The 17,114-nt window shown below is 68.4% G+C and carries 16 protein-coding genes; 8 read left to right on the top strand and 8 right to left on the bottom strand.

Translation table 11 applies throughout. The features are described 5' to 3' along the window. The first annotated feature begins 66 nt into the window (after nucleotides 1–66). Both CWT10_RS14480 and sp36 read left to right on the top strand, forming a co-directional pair. Complete coding sequence (locus tag CWT10_RS14480; RefSeq protein ID WP_092534064.1) at nucleotides 67–390, top strand: WhiB family transcriptional regulator; 324 nt, start codon at nucleotides 67–69, stop codon at nucleotides 388–390. A 79-nt stretch (nucleotides 391–469) separates the two neighbouring features. Continuing rightward, entirely contained in the window at nucleotides 470–667 is a 198-nt protein-coding gene (gene sp36 / locus CWT10_RS14475; RefSeq protein WP_103062040.1) for a Sp36 family protein, read from the top strand. Between the two features lie 345 nt (nucleotides 668–1,012). Here sp36 and CWT10_RS14470 read toward each other — a convergent pair whose 3' ends face one another. Next, a complete protein-coding gene (locus CWT10_RS14470) occupies nucleotides 1,013–1,690 on the bottom strand; it encodes a Crp/Fnr family transcriptional regulator (protein WP_103062041.1) in 678 nt (225 codons plus the stop codon). 146 nt (nucleotides 1,691–1,836) lie between these two features. Between CWT10_RS14470 and nth the strand changes: the two genes are divergently transcribed. Next, nucleotides 1,837–2,505, top strand: coding sequence for an endonuclease III (gene nth, locus CWT10_RS14465; protein WP_233188014.1), 669 nt, complete (start codon nucleotides 1,837–1,839; stop codon nucleotides 2,503–2,505). On the opposite strand, the gene CWT10_RS14460 is transcribed toward nth, so the two are convergent. Further along, on the bottom strand, nucleotides 2,408–3,508 hold the full coding sequence (locus CWT10_RS14460; RefSeq protein WP_128683547.1) for an alpha/beta fold hydrolase: 1,101 nt from the start codon (nucleotides 3,506–3,508) through the stop codon (nucleotides 2,408–2,410). The two genes, nth and CWT10_RS14460, sit on opposite strands and share 98 nt — an antisense overlap. Nucleotides 3,509–4,767: 1,259 nt before the next feature. Here CWT10_RS14460 and CWT10_RS14455 point away from each other — a divergent pair. Next, a complete protein-coding gene (locus CWT10_RS14455) occupies nucleotides 4,768–5,136 on the top strand; it encodes a class Ib ribonucleoside-diphosphate reductase assembly flavoprotein NrdI (RefSeq protein WP_103062043.1) in 369 nt (122 codons plus the stop codon). A 650-nt stretch (nucleotides 5,137–5,786) separates the two neighbouring features. On the opposite strand, the gene CWT10_RS16880 is transcribed toward CWT10_RS14455, so the two are convergent. From CWT10_RS16880 to CWT10_RS14430, 6 genes are all read right to left on the bottom strand, one after another. Continuing rightward, nucleotides 5,787–5,942, bottom strand: coding sequence for a hypothetical protein (locus CWT10_RS16880; protein WP_158247672.1), 156 nt, complete (start codon nucleotides 5,940–5,942; stop codon nucleotides 5,787–5,789). Between the two features lie 208 nt (nucleotides 5,943–6,150). Continuing rightward, nucleotides 6,151–6,438: a hypothetical protein gene (locus CWT10_RS14450; protein ID WP_128683545.1), complete on the bottom strand. Its 288-nt coding sequence runs from the start codon at nucleotides 6,436–6,438 to the stop codon at nucleotides 6,151–6,153. Nucleotides 6,439–7,333: 895 nt separating this feature from the next. Continuing rightward, a complete protein-coding gene (locus CWT10_RS14445; RefSeq protein WP_103064057.1) occupies nucleotides 7,334–7,657 on the bottom strand; it encodes a branched-chain amino acid transporter permease in 324 nt (107 codons plus the stop codon). Beyond that, nucleotides 7,657–8,379: an AzlC family ABC transporter permease gene (locus tag CWT10_RS14440; protein WP_103064056.1), complete on the bottom strand. Its 723-nt coding sequence runs from the start codon at nucleotides 8,377–8,379 to the stop codon at nucleotides 7,657–7,659. The genes CWT10_RS14445 and CWT10_RS14440 overlap by 1 nt, the downstream gene beginning before the upstream one ends. A 248-nt stretch (nucleotides 8,380–8,627) precedes the next feature. Beyond that, nucleotides 8,628–9,530 (bottom strand): hypothetical protein, encoded by a 903-nt coding sequence (locus tag CWT10_RS17520; RefSeq protein ID WP_233188332.1) that lies wholly within the window; start codon nucleotides 9,528–9,530, stop codon nucleotides 8,628–8,630. A 110-nt stretch (nucleotides 9,531–9,640) separates the two neighbouring features. Continuing rightward, nucleotides 9,641–10,630: a hypothetical protein gene (locus tag CWT10_RS14430; RefSeq protein ID WP_233188331.1), complete on the bottom strand. Its 990-nt coding sequence runs from the start codon at nucleotides 10,628–10,630 to the stop codon at nucleotides 9,641–9,643. Between the two features lie 162 nt (nucleotides 10,631–10,792). On the opposite strand from CWT10_RS14430, the gene CWT10_RS14425 reads away from it, so the two are divergent. From CWT10_RS14425 to CWT10_RS14410, 4 genes are all read left to right on the top strand, one after another. Beyond that, nucleotides 10,793–12,427 (top strand): alpha/beta hydrolase, encoded by a 1,635-nt coding sequence (locus CWT10_RS14425; protein WP_158247690.1) that lies wholly within the window; start codon nucleotides 10,793–10,795, stop codon nucleotides 12,425–12,427. Between the two features lie 164 nt (nucleotides 12,428–12,591). Then, the gene (locus CWT10_RS14420; protein WP_103064053.1) at nucleotides 12,592–14,130 is read left to right on the top strand and encodes a hypothetical protein; all 1,539 of its coding nucleotides are present in this window, start codon (nucleotides 12,592–12,594) and stop codon (nucleotides 14,128–14,130) included. Between the two features lie 656 nt (nucleotides 14,131–14,786). Continuing rightward, nucleotides 14,787–15,848: a Fic family protein gene (locus CWT10_RS14415; RefSeq protein WP_128683674.1), complete on the top strand. Its 1,062-nt coding sequence runs from the start codon at nucleotides 14,787–14,789 to the stop codon at nucleotides 15,846–15,848. 77 nt (nucleotides 15,849–15,925) lie between these two features. Further along, nucleotides 15,926–17,023 carry a cellulose synthase operon protein YhjQ/BcsQ gene (locus CWT10_RS14410; RefSeq protein WP_103064052.1) on the top strand — a complete coding sequence of 366 codons (1,098 nt, stop codon included), beginning with the start codon at nucleotides 15,926–15,928 and terminating at the stop codon, nucleotides 17,021–17,023. The last annotated feature ends 91 nt before the right edge of the window (nucleotides 17,024–17,114 follow it).

The following is a 17,114-nucleotide window of genomic DNA, read 5'->3' as shown; positions in this document are numbered from 1 at the left end:
TTGGCATACCGTCTGCGTGTGATTCGGCCGACATTGTAGTTGACCGTCGCGGTAGGGGAGTGAGAAATGACGAGCGATCAGACCTGGGCGGCACGCGCCGCCTGCGCCAGCGTCCCGCCCGACCGGCTCTTTGGAAAGGGTGCCGAGCAGCGGGACGCCCGTTCGCTGTGCTTCACCTGCCCGGTGCGCATGGAGTGCCTGGCGGAGGCCTTGGACTCCGAGCTGAGTTTCGGGGTATGGGGAGGACTGACCGAGCGCGAGCGTCGGGCATTGCTGCGACGGTTCCCGGAGGTCACCGACTGGAGCGAGTGGCTGCGCCGTGAGGACGATGAGCTTGTGGCGGAGATCCATGCGCGCCGCGCACCCCGCATTCTAGCCCGCGTGCGGTAAGAACCGGCGTGTGGTGACTTTGCAGCCAACGTTCCCGGTGGACTTTCAAGTCGCGGGCGTCGGCCCCTAGGCTCTGTCTATGACTGACACGACCAGTAACGCCCCCGGCGCCTCCAAGGTCACCAGGTGGGAGTACGCGACCATACCCCTGCTCGTGCATGCCACTAAGCAGATACTCGACCAGTGGGGCGCCGACGGCTGGGAGCTTGTGCAGGTGGTCCCCGGTCCCTCCGGCTCCGAGAATCTGGTCGCCTACCTCAAGCGGCCTGTGGCCTGAGAATCCCGAGTTTCCGCTCAGCCGGCAGGGCTGTGCCCAATCTGTCGGATCGGCCAACAAGTCCGGATCCATCACCGCAGACACCCAACCGACTACAACGCCACGCCGCCCTAAAACACCACGCTCACGCCCGATCCCAGTCCGGGTGACTGGCTCACGACCCCCGTCAGGGTGACTAACTCACCTCCGGGCGTCGTGGCGCGGTGCAGCCGGACGCTGAGCTGACAAGTACACACGCCGGAACCGACACATCAGCGGTGTCGGTTCCGGCGTGTCGCCCGCCTCGGCCCTACGGCAGCGGTCTGGGAAGACCACTGATGCTGCGGGGCCGACGGGTGGTAGGCGTTAACGGGCGCGACGGCGCAGGCGATCGATATCGAGCAGCGTGACGGCGCGGCCCTCCAGGCGGATCCAGCCGCGGGAGACGAATTCGGCCAGTGACTTGTTGACCGTCTCCCGGGAGGCGCCCACCAGCTGGGCCAGCTCCTCCTGGGTGAGGTCGTGCGGCACGTGCACGCCGTCTTCAGTGGTGGAGCCGAAGCGGTCCGCCAGGTCCAGCAGGGCCTTGGCGACGCGCCCGGGCACATCGGAGAAGACCAAGTCCGCCAGCGCGGTGTTTGTGCGGCGCAGACGCTGGGCCAGGGCACGCAGCATGTCCTTGGCCAGCAGGGGGTGGGTCTCGATGAAATTCATGAGTTGGGTGTGCTCCAGCGCCAGCAGATCGGTCGGAGCGACCGCGGTGGCGGTGGTGGAGCGCGGGCCCGGGTCGAAGAGCGTCAACTCACCCACGACCTCCCCGGGGCCGAGCACCGCCAAAAGGTTCTCTCGACCATCGGCCGAGGCGTGCCCGAGCTTGATCTTGCCGGAAAGGAGGATGTACAGGCGGTCGCCCGGGTCGCCCTCATTGAACAGGATCTCGCCGCGACGCAAAGTGGTCTGCGTCATCATGTTGCGCAGCTCTTCTCGCTCCTCCGATGTCATCCCCTCGAAGAGCGGGATTCTGGAGATGATGCTGTCTTCCACGAAGGTCCTCCTGTGGTGTCGTCTGGCGGGCCCGGGAACGCGCGGGGCCTCTTACGTCATATCCTAGCCACGGCTTGTGATCTGTGGCACGCCGACCTGCATTGTAGTCTGACTGTGTGCCAGGTCAAACCCCTCACCGGTCGCAGATCTCATACACCGGTGCCACCGCCGATGATTGTGCCGCAGTCGTGCGGCGGGCCGCCGCCGTCGACGACGCCCTGACCCGCCTTTATCCGGACGCCGGCTGCACCCTGGACCACAACGGCCCGTTCCAGCTGCTGGTGGCCACGGTCCTGTCCGCGCAGACCACTGACGCCCGCGTCAATACGATAACTCCGGCTCTGTTCGCCCGTTATCCCGACGCCGTCGCCCTGGCGGGCGCCGATCGGACCGACCTGGAGGCTCTGCTGCGCCCCCTCGGCATGCAGCACACCCGCGCCGGCCGCCTGATCGCACTGGGGGCCGAGCTAGCGGCCGAATATGGCGGCGACGTCCCCGCCGACCGGGACGCCCTGGTGGCCCTGCCCGGGGTGGGAAGAAAGACCGCCAACGTGGTACTGGGGAACGCCTTCGGTGTGCCGGCCATAACCGTCGACACGCATGTGGGTCGGCTTTCGCGTCGCTTGGGTTGGACGACGGCGAGCGATCCCCGCGCCGTCGAAGGCGACCTGACCGCCCTATGGGATCCGCAGCGGTGGACCGATGGCTGTCACAGGCTCATTGAGCACGGGAGGACGGTGTGTCGTGCCCGCGGCCCCCGCTGCGGGCAGTGCGCCTTGAACGCCGCCGGGCTGTGCCCGCGGGTCGGCGTATGAAAGAGGCCCGCCAGGGCCTGCGACGGGTTCGCGGTGATCGTTCGGCGGGCAGCGGCGCGGTCTTGGCGTCCGCCTGTTGGGCGGGCCGCGCCAGCTCGGTGAGGAAGGGCAGCAGCACGTCTACGAGCCTGTCGGGCGCCTCCTCCTGCGGGAAGTGCCCGACGCCGTGAATCGTCACCTGCTGCAGAATGCCGGCCACGTGATGAGTGTCACGGGCATGGGCTCGGGCGGGCTGCACCGGATCGAACTCGCCCTGCACGGAAAGCACCGGCACCGTCGTCGGCCGGTTGAGAACCTGGATCTCGGCGCGGGTCAGGGTGGAGCGGCGGGTGTTCTCCAAGGCTGAGTGTGCCGCGCCCGGGCGCGACAGCAGTGCGGCGTAGTACTCGGCAGCCTCGGTAACCAATGGGCGCGTGGCCGGGGCCGCCCAGGACCGCAGGAGGCGTTCGACACCCGCCGTGGTCTGCAGGCTGCGTTCTGGCAGCAGAGGGATGTTGAAGAAGAGGTGCTGACCGGTTGAGCCCATGACGGTGCGCATGGGCAGGGAGCGCACCGCGAGTGGATGCGGAGCCCCTATGGGGATCAGACCCACCGTCAGCTCCGGCTCCAGGCACGCCAGCGTCCAACCGACCTGACCGCCCAGCCCCGCGCCGACGATGGCCGCGTGGTCGTGTCCCAGTGCCCGCACCACGGCGGCGACATCGCGCGCCAGGGTCATCAGGTCGTAACCCGACGGCGGGCGGTCGGAGCCGCCGAAGCCGCGCAGATCAAGGGCGGCTACGCGGCAGCCAGCGTCCGCCAGGGCCGGGATTACGTGCCGCCAGGTCCACCAGCATTCGGGAAAACCGTGCAGCAGGATCACCAGGTGGCCCGGTGCGCCCGCGGCGGTCCCCGTGGTGTCGAGTGGTGCCTCTGGTCCGGCTAGGACTACATGAAAGCGGGTTCCGCCGGCGGTGATGTGGCGGTGGGTCCAAGGGCCGGGACGAGTCACGGTGGCGCGCACGGTTGCAGCCTACTGGTAAGACGCCCTGTCCGGCTCTTCCGGTTTGACCCGTGTTCGCCGAGTTCGGTCGAAATAACCATCGAGTTCGGTAGATATGACGATCGAGTTCGGTTGGTAGGGCAGGCGGGCCCGGGGGAAGTGTCCAGATTCGGCACCAGCGATGCTTCCCCGCTCGACGCCGCCCGCCAGGTCCGCATGATTCCAACGAGTCTGAGGGCGTGTGTTGGGAGGGGCGGGGTGTTTGTGCCGATTCTGGACACTTTGGCTCTCAGCTGCCGGCCTACCGTCCTGATGCGGCGGGCCGGCCAGGGCCTCTGGTCGCCGACCCGGCCCCCTTGTCCGATCGGCTGGGACGCCTTTGATGACGAACCGGGCCCGCACCCCAGCCGGGTGCGCAGACCCGCCCGGCCCACAGTCAGGCCGGGCCCGCCTGCCGGCCATGCCGGCGACGTCCGCGCCCTAGGTCTAGGGCGTCTTGACCGTTGACCGCGGGTGCGCCGGCGTCCAAGGCAACTGCACCAGCCCGAGCCAACACCCCCGCACGTGGACTGCCTGCAGGTGCAGCTGCTCGACCGTGAGGGCCTGTCGCTAACACCCCCGCACGTGGACTGCCTAGCTGCCGTTGGACCACCTGGCTGCGGATGGACCGCCTGGCTGCGGTTGGACCGCCTGGCTGCGGTTGGACCGCCTGGCTGCGGTTGGACCGCCTGGCTGCGGTTGGACCGCCTGGCTGCGGTTGGACCGCCTGGCTGCGGTTGGACCGCCTGGCTGCGGTTGGACCGCCTGGCTGCGGTTGGACCGCCTGGCTGCGGTTGGACCGCCTGGCTGCGGTTGGACCACCTGGCTGCGGTTGGACCACCTGGCTGCCGTTGGACCACCTGGCTGCCGTTGGACCACCTGGCTGCGGATGGACCGCCTGGCTGCGGATGGACCGCCTGGCTGCCGTTGGACCACCTGGCTGCCGTTGGACCACCTGAAACGCAATCTCAGACGGTCCAACCGCAGAAGCCCGGTCCAACCGCAGGAGCCCGGTCCAAGCGCAGGAACCCGGTCCAGGTACGAGGCCGGAAGTCGACCGGGCCCACACCCACCACCGCCAACACCCTAAAACCGGAAGAGCCCCATATCTGCTCGGCCCGCCGCCGCTCATCGCCGAGGCCGGTCTATCTAACCGCCAACCGTTGCGTACCATCAGCCTCCGATGTAACATCGGCGCATCCTTTGTGCAGGCATCGGTTGAAGAGGAATGTGAAAACGAAATGGCTCCCAAAATCGTGTACGCGTCCAAGACCGGCAATGTGCAGACCGTGGTCGAGCAGCTCGGGCTGCTGCCCGAGGCCATTAAGATCGTGGATGGGACCGAGCATGTGGACGGCGAGTTCGTTCTGTTCACCTACACCGTCGGCAAGGGTCAGATACCTAAGCCGGTACGGGCATTCCTTGAATCGAACCCGGGAATTGTGGCGGTTGTGGGTAGCGGCAGCACGGCCAAGAGTCATATCGACACGTTCAATTACGCGGCGAAGCGCGTGAGTGAGACCTATGAGGTGCCGGTCATTGCCAAGTTGGACGGCGCGGGCACGAGCGAGGATCTTGAGACGATCCGTGCGGGTCTGGCGGCGCTCTAGGTCGTGTTGTGTAAGTCGTTTGTGGTGGTTGTTCGGTTCTGCTGCTGTTGAGGGCGTTGTCCCGGGCCAGGTTGTCGGTGGGGGTGGGTGCCTGCGGGCGGGCCGGTTGTGTGCTCGGTGAGGATCGTTGTATGCAGTCAGGCGCGCAGGGCATTGCCACGGTGTCGGGGTCGGGTTGCCGACGGTCGAAGGGGGGCGGTGGGTCTTGCACCGCCGCGTTGGAGGCTCTTCCGGTGTGAGGGTGTGGTGGTTGGATCCCGGGTTGCGGTGTGGTGGTCGTTTTCGGGTGTGTGAGGTCGTCTTCGGTTGGCGTCGGTCTGTTGAGGACGACCTAGTCATCTCCGGGCCCTTCACATTCTGGAGGGTTTCGGGCTGAAAAGGACGTTCTCGCCGGATCGGGGTCGTCCTTGGGCTGACGGGGATGTTGTCCGGCGTGTCGTGGGGGGTGTCCGCCGTCGGCGTGCCCTGTTTGGACCGTTTCTTTCTGTTTGGGCCGTCCGCCTCCGTTTGGACCGCTTTGCTCTGTTTGGACCGCCGTAGTGTGCTACTGGGGCGGTCCGGACCGACGCGAGGGGTCCAAACCGACGTAAGGGGTCCAAACAGAGGCGGGCGGTCCAAACTGTCAAGCCCCGGGTTTTGTGGAGGGTGTTTTATCTGGCGCCGGTGGTTGCCGGCTGGGGTTGGTTGATGGTGGTCTGCTCACCGACGTCCATGGCCTCTGCCTCTGTCTCGGGCTCGGGCTCGGCGATGGTGTCGGTGTCGTCTGGTGGGGTGTAGGCCTGCTCGTGCTCGATCGGAGCGTGCATGTCGATGGCGGAGTGAGGCCGGGTGTTGCCCGACCAGTTGCGCCCACTGGGCGGTAGCGAACACGGGCATCGTCGATGCCCTGCCAGGGCCCGTGGTCGTCGAGGTAGTGCCGGTTACGGATGAGCTCGGCCTTATAGAGTGAGCTGAGGGCCTCGGCCAGAGCGTTGTCGTATGAGTCTCCCTCGGGTGCCCACCGAGGCCACAGCATCACAGTCGGAGGGGGCCTGCCCGCACTCGGATTGCCCGGTACTGGACCCCGCGGCCGCGTGTGGCGGGGTCAGGCCCTTCAGGTCGGCTCCTTCTCGCCTGCGCTGCCAGATACCCATCCTCAAGGGGGCGCCCCTGGGCCAGGTCGGTGCACACGGGCTCGCGGGTGGTCTGCCAGCCGACGATCCGACGCGAGTACACGTCAGTGACAAAGGCCACATACACCCAGCCGGACAGGGTGCGTACGTAGGTGGGGGTACCTCCCACGTAGTGGGGGAATGTCCACACGCCCACAACTCGTTGGGCCTGAACGCGCTGAAGTGTCTTTTGACCAGGTCCGCCGGGCACTGCTCCCTTGGGAGCGCTGCGCGTGGTACGCGGTGATTTGGCGCGGCCGGTGGCCGTGCAACCCCATGGCCCGCATCAGACGCACCCGCGGTGCAGCAGGCGCCGCATGCCCCAGCCCATGCCGCTCACAGGACTCAGGCCGATTCAGCATCGCATGCATCTTGCGGGCCCCCACCCGCGCAGTAGTTGTCCTCATGAACCCGCCCGATCTCAGCCTTTAGAGCCTGGTCGCGCACAGCCCTTGCTGATGGGGGACGGGTCTTGGCTGCGCAAGTGGTGCTCGGGGCGATCTTGATGCCGGCGCTGGTCAGCACCTGGCAGAACCGGCACAGGCCCCGAACCCCTCCTTGTGGGAGTCGATGTACTTACAGATCAGCGGGACGGGCGGCCTGGTGTCGGCCGCGAAAAACAACTGACACGCTCCTCAAGATCGCGTTCGCCCGCCCCCGGCTCGCGGCTTGTCGGCCTCCAGCTGCCTGATCCGCTCAGCATCGGATGTGGTGGTTCCTGGCCGGGCGCCCGCGTCGACCTCGGCCCCTCTATCACCCAGGTACGCAGCGCCTCGGGGCGGGGCGCCCAGCTCCTCGGCGATCCTCCAGGTTCGCCCCCTTAGACCTCTCGGGGTCCCTACGGGCCTCCACAGCCATCCTGGTGGCCCGCTCCCGCAGCCCTCTTCGGGGTACTTCCTTTGTGCACTGCCGGCAGTGATCCTTCCGTGTATTCACTGCCTCCATCAAACCCGGTGCAGTTCAAACCCTGGGCGCGCCTGGGGCTTGACACGCCCAACCGCCACCCAAGCACTGACATAACAGGACCTAGGCCGGAGGCCGATGGTTCAGGTCATTAGGAGCGAGCCCGCCACATAGACGGCGGTGCCGCCGATCAGCGACACGCCCATGGCGCGGCGCCACAGGTGCAGGCCGGCGGTGGTTCCGATGCCGGCCAAAGCAGGCAGCCAGGTGGACGGTGTGGTGCTAACGCCGTCGAGGGTGTAGGCCACCAGGACGATCATGACTCCCAGTGGCATGGCGTCCCCCAGGAAGCCGAGCAGCGGCATGCGGCTGCGACTCCGCAGCAGTACGAAGGGCGCGATACGACAAGCGAAGGTGATGGCGGCGACCACCGCCACGGTAAGTGCCAGTTGGGAATTGGTGAGCATCAGCGCGCCCCCGCATGCGTATCGGTCGCGACGGCGCGGCCGGAGTGGCGCCGCCACAGGTACAGGGAGACGAGCGCGACCGCGAGGGTGCCCAGGGCGCTGAGCAGGGCGGCCGAGCCGCCCACCGCCAGCCCGACGGCGCCGGCTACAAAACCGCTCAACAGTACGGCCAGATCCGGGTGCGCCCGCCAGTTCTCAATGGCCAGCACAACGAACAGTGCGGTGAGCACGAATCCGAGCAGCTCCACGCGCTCACCGATCAGTGCGGCCAGCCCGGTTCCCGCAAGCGCCCCTGCCGTGGTGCCGACAATCCAGGCTGAATGGCTCATTGCCTCCACGGTAACGACGTAGCGCCCGCTCATGGCTGTGCGATCCCGCGAGGCCAGCAGGGCGTAGACCTCATCGGTAATGGCATGGATCGCGTACAGGCGAGTGGCTGCCCTACCGCGGACGCGATTCAGCGGGAATCCCAGCCCGTAAAAGACATGCCGACCGGAGACGAATAGCGTGGAGGCCGCAATCGCGGCCAGTGGCTCACCGGAGCCGGCCAGCGGCACCAGCAGCATCTGCATGGTCCCCGAGTAGATGAGCACGCTCCACACCGGCGCCCACCACCAGTCCAGGCCCGCGGCAACCAGCAGCAATCCGGCTGCCAGACCGAGCGTTATATAGCCGACGACGATTGGTACGGCGTCGCGGGCGGCATCGCGCGCCGTCGTCATGGGCGCCTGTGCGTGAGAGGTGGACGACGGCGGCTCGGCGGGAGACGGGTGCGGGTGTGGGGCGGGCACCGGGCCAGATTAGGCGGTGGGAGCCGCCTGCGCCCGGATCCGCACGGAATCCGCCGTCGGAGTCCCGCCGCAAGTGGGTGGGAGCCGCCTGCGCCCGGAGCCGCAGCATGATGAGACCGGCCGACGGCGCATTCATGAGTGGCCGACGGCGCACCCGTGTACGAATCGGGTCGGTCGTGTCAGTCGGGCATCCGCCCCCGGTCGATGATCTCCTGCTCGTGCCTGCCCTCGCGCCGAGCACGGTGCGAGACCACTCCCACCATGACCATGAACAGCCCAAAGGCGATGAATTTGCCGCTGACGGCGTCGGCCCAGAAGTAGCGGGACAGACGGGCCCCCAGGTCCGAGTGGGCCGTCAACCGCTCCAGAAGTGCTCCGACGGAGCCAGTCATGACCCTGGGAATGATCAGGAACGGCAGTCCGGTCAAAATCGACACCGCGCCGACCACGAATGCCCCCAGGCTGGAACGACTCGCCGTCCACAGCGCTGACGCCAGTACCGCGGCACCGGCGCCCAGCTCTATCAGCGCGCGTGCCGGGGCGCCGAAAGTCGATGGAGCGGAGTTGTCAACCGCTGCGGCGGCCGCGTCGTGGAGCAGGAACCAGGTCAGGGGCAGGGCGACCACCCAGACGAGCACGCCGGCCCAATGTGCGGCCGCGCGAGACTTCGGACGGCCGACGACGCTGGAGCCGTCCAGCAGGATCTCGTCCTCCGAGCGCAACCGGTGAGACAGGGGCCGCTCCTCGGGTGTGGCGGTGGGTTCGGGTTCGGGTGTGGCGGTGGGCTCCGGTTCGGGTGCGACAGGGTCTTGCGGCAGCGGGAGTGGTGCCGTAGGTGCCGGGGCCTGACCCGGCCCAGCTGCCTTTAGTGCGAATGCGTCAGGAGCGTCGGCGGGCGTGGCCGCGGCGTCGTCGCCGGTGCCTTGAATCGGTGGGTCCGCCGGGGTGTCGGCGCGGTCCGCGGGGCCTGAGTTCTGGGTGTCCGCCTGGGCAGACGCATCCGCCCAGGCGGCGGACTCAGCTCCGGAATCGGGTGCGGGCTCCTCCTCCGGGTCGTTTCCGGCGGTGGTGTCGGTGCTCATCGATAGGAACCTCCTTCTTCTTTCACGCTAACGGTTCGTCACCGCGGCGCGGGGAGGCGTGCCGCGTCGTTGCCCGCCGGTGCCTCAGGCCGGTATTGCGCTCAGCTGCTTCAGGGAGTGCGGGGCAGCCCGTGCGGCGGCGTCGGCGTCTCCCGGAATCGAAGTTCGGCGAGTTCGCGCGCCCTGCCCTCGCGGCGGGCCAGATGCGCCCCCCAACCGGTTGCGACCAGCAGGGTCCCGGTCAACAGCAGACCCGCGCCGGTCGGGTCATGGGGGAACAGACTCGTCAGCAGTCCGCGTCCGGGGAGGCGTGGCCAGACTTGGCCCAGCAGCGATGGCACAGAGAACAACAGGAGTAACAGGCCGGTGGTGCGGGCACCCAGGGTGGAACGTCCCGTGAGCGCCGTCCCCAATAGGAGCAGAACCAGGGCGAGTACAGATGCGAGCAGGGCGCCCAGGGGGAGCGCACCCGGGGCGACCAGCTGCGCATAGCCGCCTGAAATGAGAGCGAGGGCGGTGCCTGTGGCTGCCACCGTCAGGATCAGGGAGATCATGTGGTCCCGGCGTCGCGACGGAGGGGCCGCCGGGGTCAGGCCCGGCGTCTTGTCGTTCGCGCCTAGCCTGACCGACAGGCGTGCATCGGCCCGGCCGGCACGGCGCGCACGGCGCATCCCCCAGCTGCCGCCCAGCAGCAGCGCCGCGACGATGAGCACCGCACCCGTGGGGATCAGGGCGCGGGCCCAGCCGAAGGGCGCGGCGGCGGCGTGGCCCGGTCTGGTCAGGATCACCACCTGGGCCAACAGCGCAACACCGCCCGCGACCACTCCTCCCAGGGAGGAGCGGGCCGCGAAGAGCCACTGTGTCAGTGCCGAGACGAGCAGGGTGGACAGGGCGAACAGGGCGATGTGCGGCAGCTGTCCGGCGGCGACTGCCTGGGAGGTCATGCCGGTCAGGGCGAGGGTGAGTGGTGGCACGACGACGCCGATCACCGCCGTCAACAGATAGTCCCCGCGCCGCGACCGCGGCATACGCCCGGAGTCGTCGGGGGCGGGACCTGTGTGCGGGGGCCGGGCTGCCGGGGAGAGCTTGTCTTGCGCCACAGGGTGATTCTAGATGAGGGCGGCGCCGTGGCCGACCCTTCATTCCACAGCAGGGCGGAGACGTCTCCTCCCATGGCACGGGGGAAGTGGGGAGGACTATAGACCGACGGGGGGATTCGGGGCGCATCAGCCTCTCCTAAAGTCCCGCCCATGAGAACAAGAATGAGTCGTAGAGGCCTCGCCGGTCCGTTTGCCGCCGTGGCCGCGGCCTGCCTGGCACTGTCCGCATGTATGCCCGGCAACGGCAGCGGCGGTGATGCGGCGGCGTCCGCCAGTCCTGTGCACGCCCCGAGCGCTGCGCCGATACCGGCCGGACTGGAGACCTTCTACAACCAGACCGTGGACTGGAAGGACTGTGAGGATGATGCCTCCTTCAAGTGCGCCACAGTGAAGGTCCCGCTGAACTATGAAGAGCCTTCGGGGCAGACCATCGACCTGGCTCTGAAGAAACTGCCTTCGACCTCGGGTAACCCCATCGGCTCGTTGCTGACCAACCCCGGTGGGCCCGGTGGCAGTGGCCTGGAGTACGTCTCCCAGGAGGGGGTCTTCTCCGACGCCCTGCGGTCGGCCTATGACATCATCGGTTTCGACCCGCGAGGGGTGGGCGAGTCCACGCCCCTTACCTGTATGAGCCCACAGGAGATCGAACAGACCGCCCAGGCGGCGCTGGAGCCCGGTGACGCGGCGGATGCCGCCGAGCCGCAGCAGGAGGAGATGGAGGAGGACTCCGCCCAGAGCTCCGAGCAGGCAGCGGCCGAATTGTCCGCCCGATGCGAGCAGTACTCGCCGGTCCCGGGGATCATCGACCATATGGACACGGCCTCGGTGGCACGTGACATGGATGTGCTGCGAGCGCTGTCGGCAGACGCCCGTCTGAACTACCTGGGCACCTCCTACGGCACCTACCTGGGCGCCCGCTACGCGGAGATGTTCCCGGCGAATGTGGGGCGCATGGTGTTGGACAGCGCCCAGGACCCCGCGCAGGAGAACGCCGACAACGTGGTGGATCAGGCCGAGGCCATTGAGAAGAGCCTGCACGCATATGTCGAGCACTGCCAGTCGGGCGACAACTGCCCCCTTACCGGCGACGTCGCCTCCGGTGTAGAGCAGATCGGACAGCTGATCCAGAAGGCCACCGCCACGCCGCTGCCCAGCAGCGTGGGGGAGGCCGTGGACGGCGCCACCTTGACCAAGGTGCTGGTCGACCTCATGTACGACAACAGCGCCTGGGACATTCTTACCGCGGCATTGACCCAGGCGATCAACAACAATGACGGCAGTGCCCTGGCGGTCATCGCCAACCCCTCGCTGGTTGATGATGAGACTGATCCCCAGGAGCTGGCACAAAAGGACGCACGGGATGCGGCGAATCAGCACGCCATCACCGCCGTCGACTGTCTGGACTACCCGGTTCGGGGTAACCAGGCGCAATGGGATGCTCAGGCGGAGGAGATCAAGCGGGTGGCGCCCACCCTGGGCGCTGGACTGGGGTACTCCGACGCGTTCTGCAAGGGCTGGGGGCACCACACCGATCACCAGCCCGGCGAGATCCGCGCCACGGGTGCGGCGCCGATCCTCGTCGTCGGCATCACCGGTGACCCGGCAACCCCGTATCAGTGGGCCCAGGCCCTGGCCGAGCAGCTCGACTCCGCCCGGCTGCTGACCGTGGAGGGCAACGGACACGGCGCCTACATGCGTAAGGGCGAGTGCGTGGACAACGCGATTGACGCCTACCTGCTGCGAGGAGAGCTGCCGGAGGAGGGCAAGACCTGCGTCGAAGAGGTCAAACAGTACTGAAGTTGCTTCGATACGCCGATGCTTCGGCGCTCAAGCCAGGCCGAGCGGGCCGCGCCCAACGGCACTGTGCATCACCCCTTTGCCCGTGTCGCCGAGCTTGAAGAATTCGGGCCGGCCCGGACTAGAGCCGAGAACAGTCCAACACACACTGAAAGAGATATCCTATGAAAACAACCGACCTTTCCGACCTTCTTCTCAAGCGCCGCTCGGCGGTCGCGGCCATGGGGGCGGCCCTGCTGCTCCCGCTGGCCGCATGCACCGGCACGGAGGATTCCAAGAGCGGCGGCGCGACGCCGACGCCGAGCGCCGCGGAGCCCGCCGAGGGGGCGCAGAACCCGCTGGGCGGCCTGACCGGCACGCCGTCCCTGTCGGCCGAGCAGTACGAGACCATGGTTGAGGGAGTGGCCGGCTGGGTGAAGGCCGTATGGCCGCTCATGGGGCCGGTGTGGCCGGGGGTCGACTACACCCAGCACCGGATCGTTGCCCTACAGGTGGACGAGCAGTTCCAGGCCACCCGCGCCTGGGCGATCTCCACCGAGGGGCACCGGGAGCTCAAGGCCGAGGAGTTCGCGGACATTGAGCCGCCGTCCTCATACGGCAAGGTCACCTTCGAGGGACAGCCGTCGATCACCCTCAACCTCGGGCAGGCCGCATCCGCCAGCAACGGCCCGGGCCATGGGGAGGAGGAGGCGGCGAGCATGAACTCCACGCCGTCGATCACCGCCACTGGTTCGTCCGCTCCCACCGCGGACCTGACCGATCCTGCTACCTTCGCATTCGCCCTGATGACCCACGAACTGGTCCACTTCTACTATCAGGGCGAGATCAACGTCTCCGCCTCAAGCAGCCGCGACACCCCCTACCCCTACGAGGCCAGGCCGCGCACACTGCGCCGCATGCTGTTGGACCGTCTGCGGCTGGCCGCCACCGAGGCCGATAAGCGGGCCGAGCACCTGGGGCATGCCCGCCACTGGCTGGACACCTGGAAGTCGGAGTACTCCCAGGAGGCGCAGGACATCCATCACTACGACATCGCCGAGGGCGTGGCCCGGTACGTGGAGTACATGGCGCTGTCCATCCAGGCGGACCAGTCCGCCGAACAGTTGCAGGCGCGGCAGGCCCCGCTGCTGGGCAGCGAGTCGCTGGACGTCTCGGTCGATGTTGAGTCCTACGCCTTCGGCTTTGTCACCGGGGTGCTGCTCGATGCCACCAAGCCCGACTGGAAGAACGGCTTCTACGCCAGCGACAAGACGCTCACCGAGTTGCTCTTGGAGGATGTGACTGCTGTTCCGGAGGAGGTTGATCCCGCGGTCAGCGGCAAGGTCGATGAACTGATCAAGGAGTCCGACGAGTACACGGCTCCGGACATCAAGAAGATCGACGACGCCGAGGCGGACACCTCCGTGGCCTACCTGCGTGTGCACAAGTACGGGGAGATCGGATACGGCGGGTCATTCGCCTACAAGGACAAGGTGGTGCTGACCACCACCATCCTGGTGCTGAGCAATGAGGGGCAGAACCTGCAGATCCTGGGGGTGCCGACCTTCACGGGCACCGACAGGCAGACCCTGACCGTCCCCCTGGTCGACGCCCCCCACAGCTACGCCGACGGCGTGTTGAAGGTCGACGGCAATGAGATCACCGGAACCATCAAGGCCGAGAAGACCACCGAGAACGGGAGGGAGGTGTTCGTAGCGAAGTAACGCAGCGATTGTTCACGGTCCATGCCGCCCGGAAGCGGGCGTGCGCATGAGCGGGGCCGACCGACGGATGCGAGTCGGCCGGCCCCGCTCATGCGTGTACGGATGCCGGGCCGTCGGCGATAGCCGCCCTTCCGGTTGAGGCCGTAACCATCGAGTTCGGTTGAAATGACCATCGAGTTCGGTCGAAATGACGCTCTTCGTGTGTGTGGGTGTGGTGGGTGGTGTGTTCTGGGGCGTGAGGTGCTGGTTTTCGACCTTGGGGTGTGGTTTACGACCCCGGGGTGGTCGTAAATCGCACCCCAGAGTCGAAAATCGACATGAACGGCCGTCCTGCACACCATCGCCGGGGGTCAAGGCTCCGAACATCATGGCGATGAACCGGGCCCGCATCCCAGCCAGGCCCGCATCCCAGCCAGGCCCGCATCCCAGCCAGGCTGGCTTCCGACCGCGGCGGCGCCTGCTACAGCACCTCAACCCTTGACCGCAGGCACACCTGCACCATCCGCCACCACCTTCAGCGGCATCAAAGCAGACAACCGCACCAACCCCAATCAACAAACCACCCCAAACCGGAAGAGCCGGTTTACGACGTAGCCGCATACTCCCCGGCTTGAGGTGGGCTCCGTCCACGTGCATACAGTGGCCCCGTGATCAGCATGGGAGTGTCGATCGGCCCGCCGCCGGAGGAGCGGCCAGCGCGGCAACACGACACTGCTGAGGACGAAAGGGCGCGAAACACGGTGTCCCCAGCCGCCGGCGCCCGCTCTAGCGGTGTTCGGCGTCCAGCCCGCCCCACCCCTGCCGTCTGGGCGCTGGAGGCGCTCGCCGCCGACCCGCGGGTCCGGCGCGCCGAGGAGGCCCTGCGCGAGGCCTCCGCCGAGCTGCGCTGGCACCAGGCCCTGCGGCGTCGCTGGCGGGAGGCCCGCGCAGAGTCCGCCATCCGGGGAGCCATCGCCTCCGCCGCCATCGAGGGTGCGGTCCTGCCCGCGACGGTGCTGCGCGACGCCGTTGCGGGCCGCGCCCTGAGCGAAGCCGCCACCGGCGACCCCGCCCTCGACGCCGCTGCCGGCCTGTGGCGCGCCGGTGTGCGTCTGGGCGAGTGGATGCCCGATCTGCGCGGCAGCACCCGCCCGGCCCAGCCGAGCCCCCGCGCCCTGCTGGCCACGCTCCATCGCGACGTCGCCGGGCCGCTGGCCACTACCGGACGCATCCCCCTGGACGCCGTGGCCATCCCCCGCGGACCGGGCCGGCCCCCGCTGGAGGGCGGCCCCGGCACGGCCCCCGACGCCCAAGCACTCAGTGCACGCATCAACGCCCTGCTCGATCTCATCGACGTCCCAGGCGCACCCGCGCTGGTGCGCGCCGCCGTCGTCCACGGTGAAATGCTCACCGCCCGTCCCTTCATAGCCGGCAACGCCGCCGTCGGCCGCCTGCTGGTGCGCCACCTGATCACCCGCGACGGCCTGGAGCCCACCGGCGTGGCGGTAACCGACCAGTACGCCGCACGCACGCCCGGCGCCTACGCAGACGCTGCCGCCGCTTATGCCTCCGGGCGCCCCGCCGACGTTGTCGACTGGATCGTGTGGCAGGCCGAAGCGGTGCTCGTCGGCATCCAGGAGGCCCAGTCCATCTGTCGCTCCGTCCAGGCCGGCGCCGTTATCCACAGGCGCCGTTGGGAACCACCCTCCCAGACGCCATCCACAAGCGGCCAGCGCTAGGAGGCTGTCCCGACGCAACCTAATGGCGGTCGGAGACATGCGGGCCGCCCGCCCGCGGGATCACGCCAGGAGGAGCCATGGACAACGCCACCCTGCTCGCCCCCAATGTGCGGGTAGTCGTCGACACACCCACGGAAGCGGGCGCGGCCGCCCTCCCCGGCTCCGTCCCGCCCGTGCTGCCAGCGGGCTTCCCCGCGGAAACCGTACGCACCTGCACCGGCTCCCGCCCGATCCTGCTCGGCCCCACCGACGAACCGGTCGGCAAAGCCCGCGGCATACTCGCCGATTCTGATGTCGGCGCCGTAGTGCTGCTAGTTCCAGAAGCGAGCCGACAGATGCCGGCGGAGCCCGGAATCATTTGCGGCAGCCTCGAGCGTTGCTGCACCCCCGAAGGCACCGACCACCTCCTCGCCATGCTGCTGGCCGCGCAGCACCCGCCGCGGGCCCGTCTCATCGTGGTCACCGGGGCCCGCGGCGGGCTCGGCGCCAGCACCTTCCTCCTTCACCTCGCCCGCGCCTGCCACGCGCGGGGGAACCGCGTCGCCATAGTTGACGCCGACCCTGCCGGCGGCCTGGGACTGCTCATGGGCGACGGCGTGCTGCCCGGTCTGCGTTGGGCGGACCTACCCGCAGACGAGCCCGCCTTCCGGCCGGACAAGCTCATCACCGCCCTGCCCGCCTGGCTGGGCATGCCCGTGCTGACCGGGGATGGACGGGGCGGCGTCCGCGATCCGCTCCAGCTGCGACCCGCCCTGGCCGCCCTGCGTGCCAAGCACGATCTGGTGCTGCTGGACCTGCCCCGTGGCATTGACCCGCCCGCGGGCGCCATCATCCTGCTCCTGTCCGGGCTCGACCTGCGCTCGGCCGTCGCCGCCGAGGCGCTCGCCGCCAGGCTCAAGGCCCCGGATGCCGGGCATGGGACGCCCGGCGCACCGGAGGCAGCCGGGCCGCCCCGGGTGTGCACGGTGGTGCGCAAGGTCGGTGAGGACGTCACCCCCGATGAACTCGCCCTAATGACGCGCACCGAGATCATCGCCGTCCTGCCGCATGAGCGCGCCGTCGCCCAGCGCATCGCCCGCGGGGACGACCCGACCCGTGGCCGCGGCGCCCTGCGCACTCAGGCTCGCGCCGTCGCCGAGCTGCTGCTGGCCGACGGCGACACATTCGAGGAGTAGCCATGGCAGCCGCCCCATCACCCACGGGTCCGCTTGCGCACACTCCGGCGAATGCGGCACCGGCGCCGGGCTCCCCGCCGACGCGCCGCGA

Origin of the sequence: Actinomyces qiguomingii, assembly GCF_004102025.1 — a bacterium.
GTDB lineage: Bacteria > Actinomycetota > Actinomycetes > Actinomycetales > Actinomycetaceae > Actinomyces > Actinomyces qiguomingii.
Note: the sequence above shows the minus strand (reverse complement) of the source record. Positions and strands in the feature narration are given on the sequence as shown.

What these genes read in the sequence shown, in the direction of transcription:
- CWT10_RS16880 (WP_158247672.1), bottom strand. Translation starts at nt 5,942, where the DNA reads ATGCACGCTCCGATCGAGCACGAGCAGGCCTACACCCCACCAGACGAC.
- sp36 (WP_103062040.1), top strand. Translation starts at nt 470, where the DNA reads ATGACTGACACGACCAGTAACGCCCCCGGCGCCTCCAAGGTCACCAGG.
- CWT10_RS14480 (WP_092534064.1), top strand. Translation starts at nt 67, where the DNA reads ATGACGAGCGATCAGACCTGGGCGGCACGCGCCGCCTGCGCCAGCGTC.
- CWT10_RS14455 (WP_103062043.1), top strand. Translation starts at nt 4,768, where the DNA reads ATGGCTCCCAAAATCGTGTACGCGTCCAAGACCGGCAATGTGCAGACC.
- CWT10_RS14425 (WP_158247690.1), top strand. Translation starts at nt 10,793, where the DNA reads ATGAGTCGTAGAGGCCTCGCCGGTCCGTTTGCCGCCGTGGCCGCGGCC.
- CWT10_RS14415 (WP_128683674.1), top strand. Translation starts at nt 14,787, where the DNA reads ATGGGAGTGTCGATCGGCCCGCCGCCGGAGGAGCGGCCAGCGCGGCAA.
- CWT10_RS14440 (WP_103064056.1), bottom strand. Translation starts at nt 8,379, where the DNA reads ATGACGACGGCGCGCGATGCCGCCCGCGACGCCGTACCAATCGTCGTC.
- CWT10_RS14420 (WP_103064053.1), top strand. Translation starts at nt 12,592, where the DNA reads ATGAAAACAACCGACCTTTCCGACCTTCTTCTCAAGCGCCGCTCGGCG.
- CWT10_RS14410 (WP_103064052.1), top strand. Translation starts at nt 15,926, where the DNA reads ATGGACAACGCCACCCTGCTCGCCCCCAATGTGCGGGTAGTCGTCGAC.
- CWT10_RS14445 (WP_103064057.1), bottom strand. Translation starts at nt 7,657, where the DNA reads ATGCTCACCAATTCCCAACTGGCACTTACCGTGGCGGTGGTCGCCGCC.
- CWT10_RS17520 (WP_233188332.1), bottom strand. Translation starts at nt 9,530, where the DNA reads ATGAGCACCGACACCACCGCCGGAAACGACCCGGAGGAGGAGCCCGCA.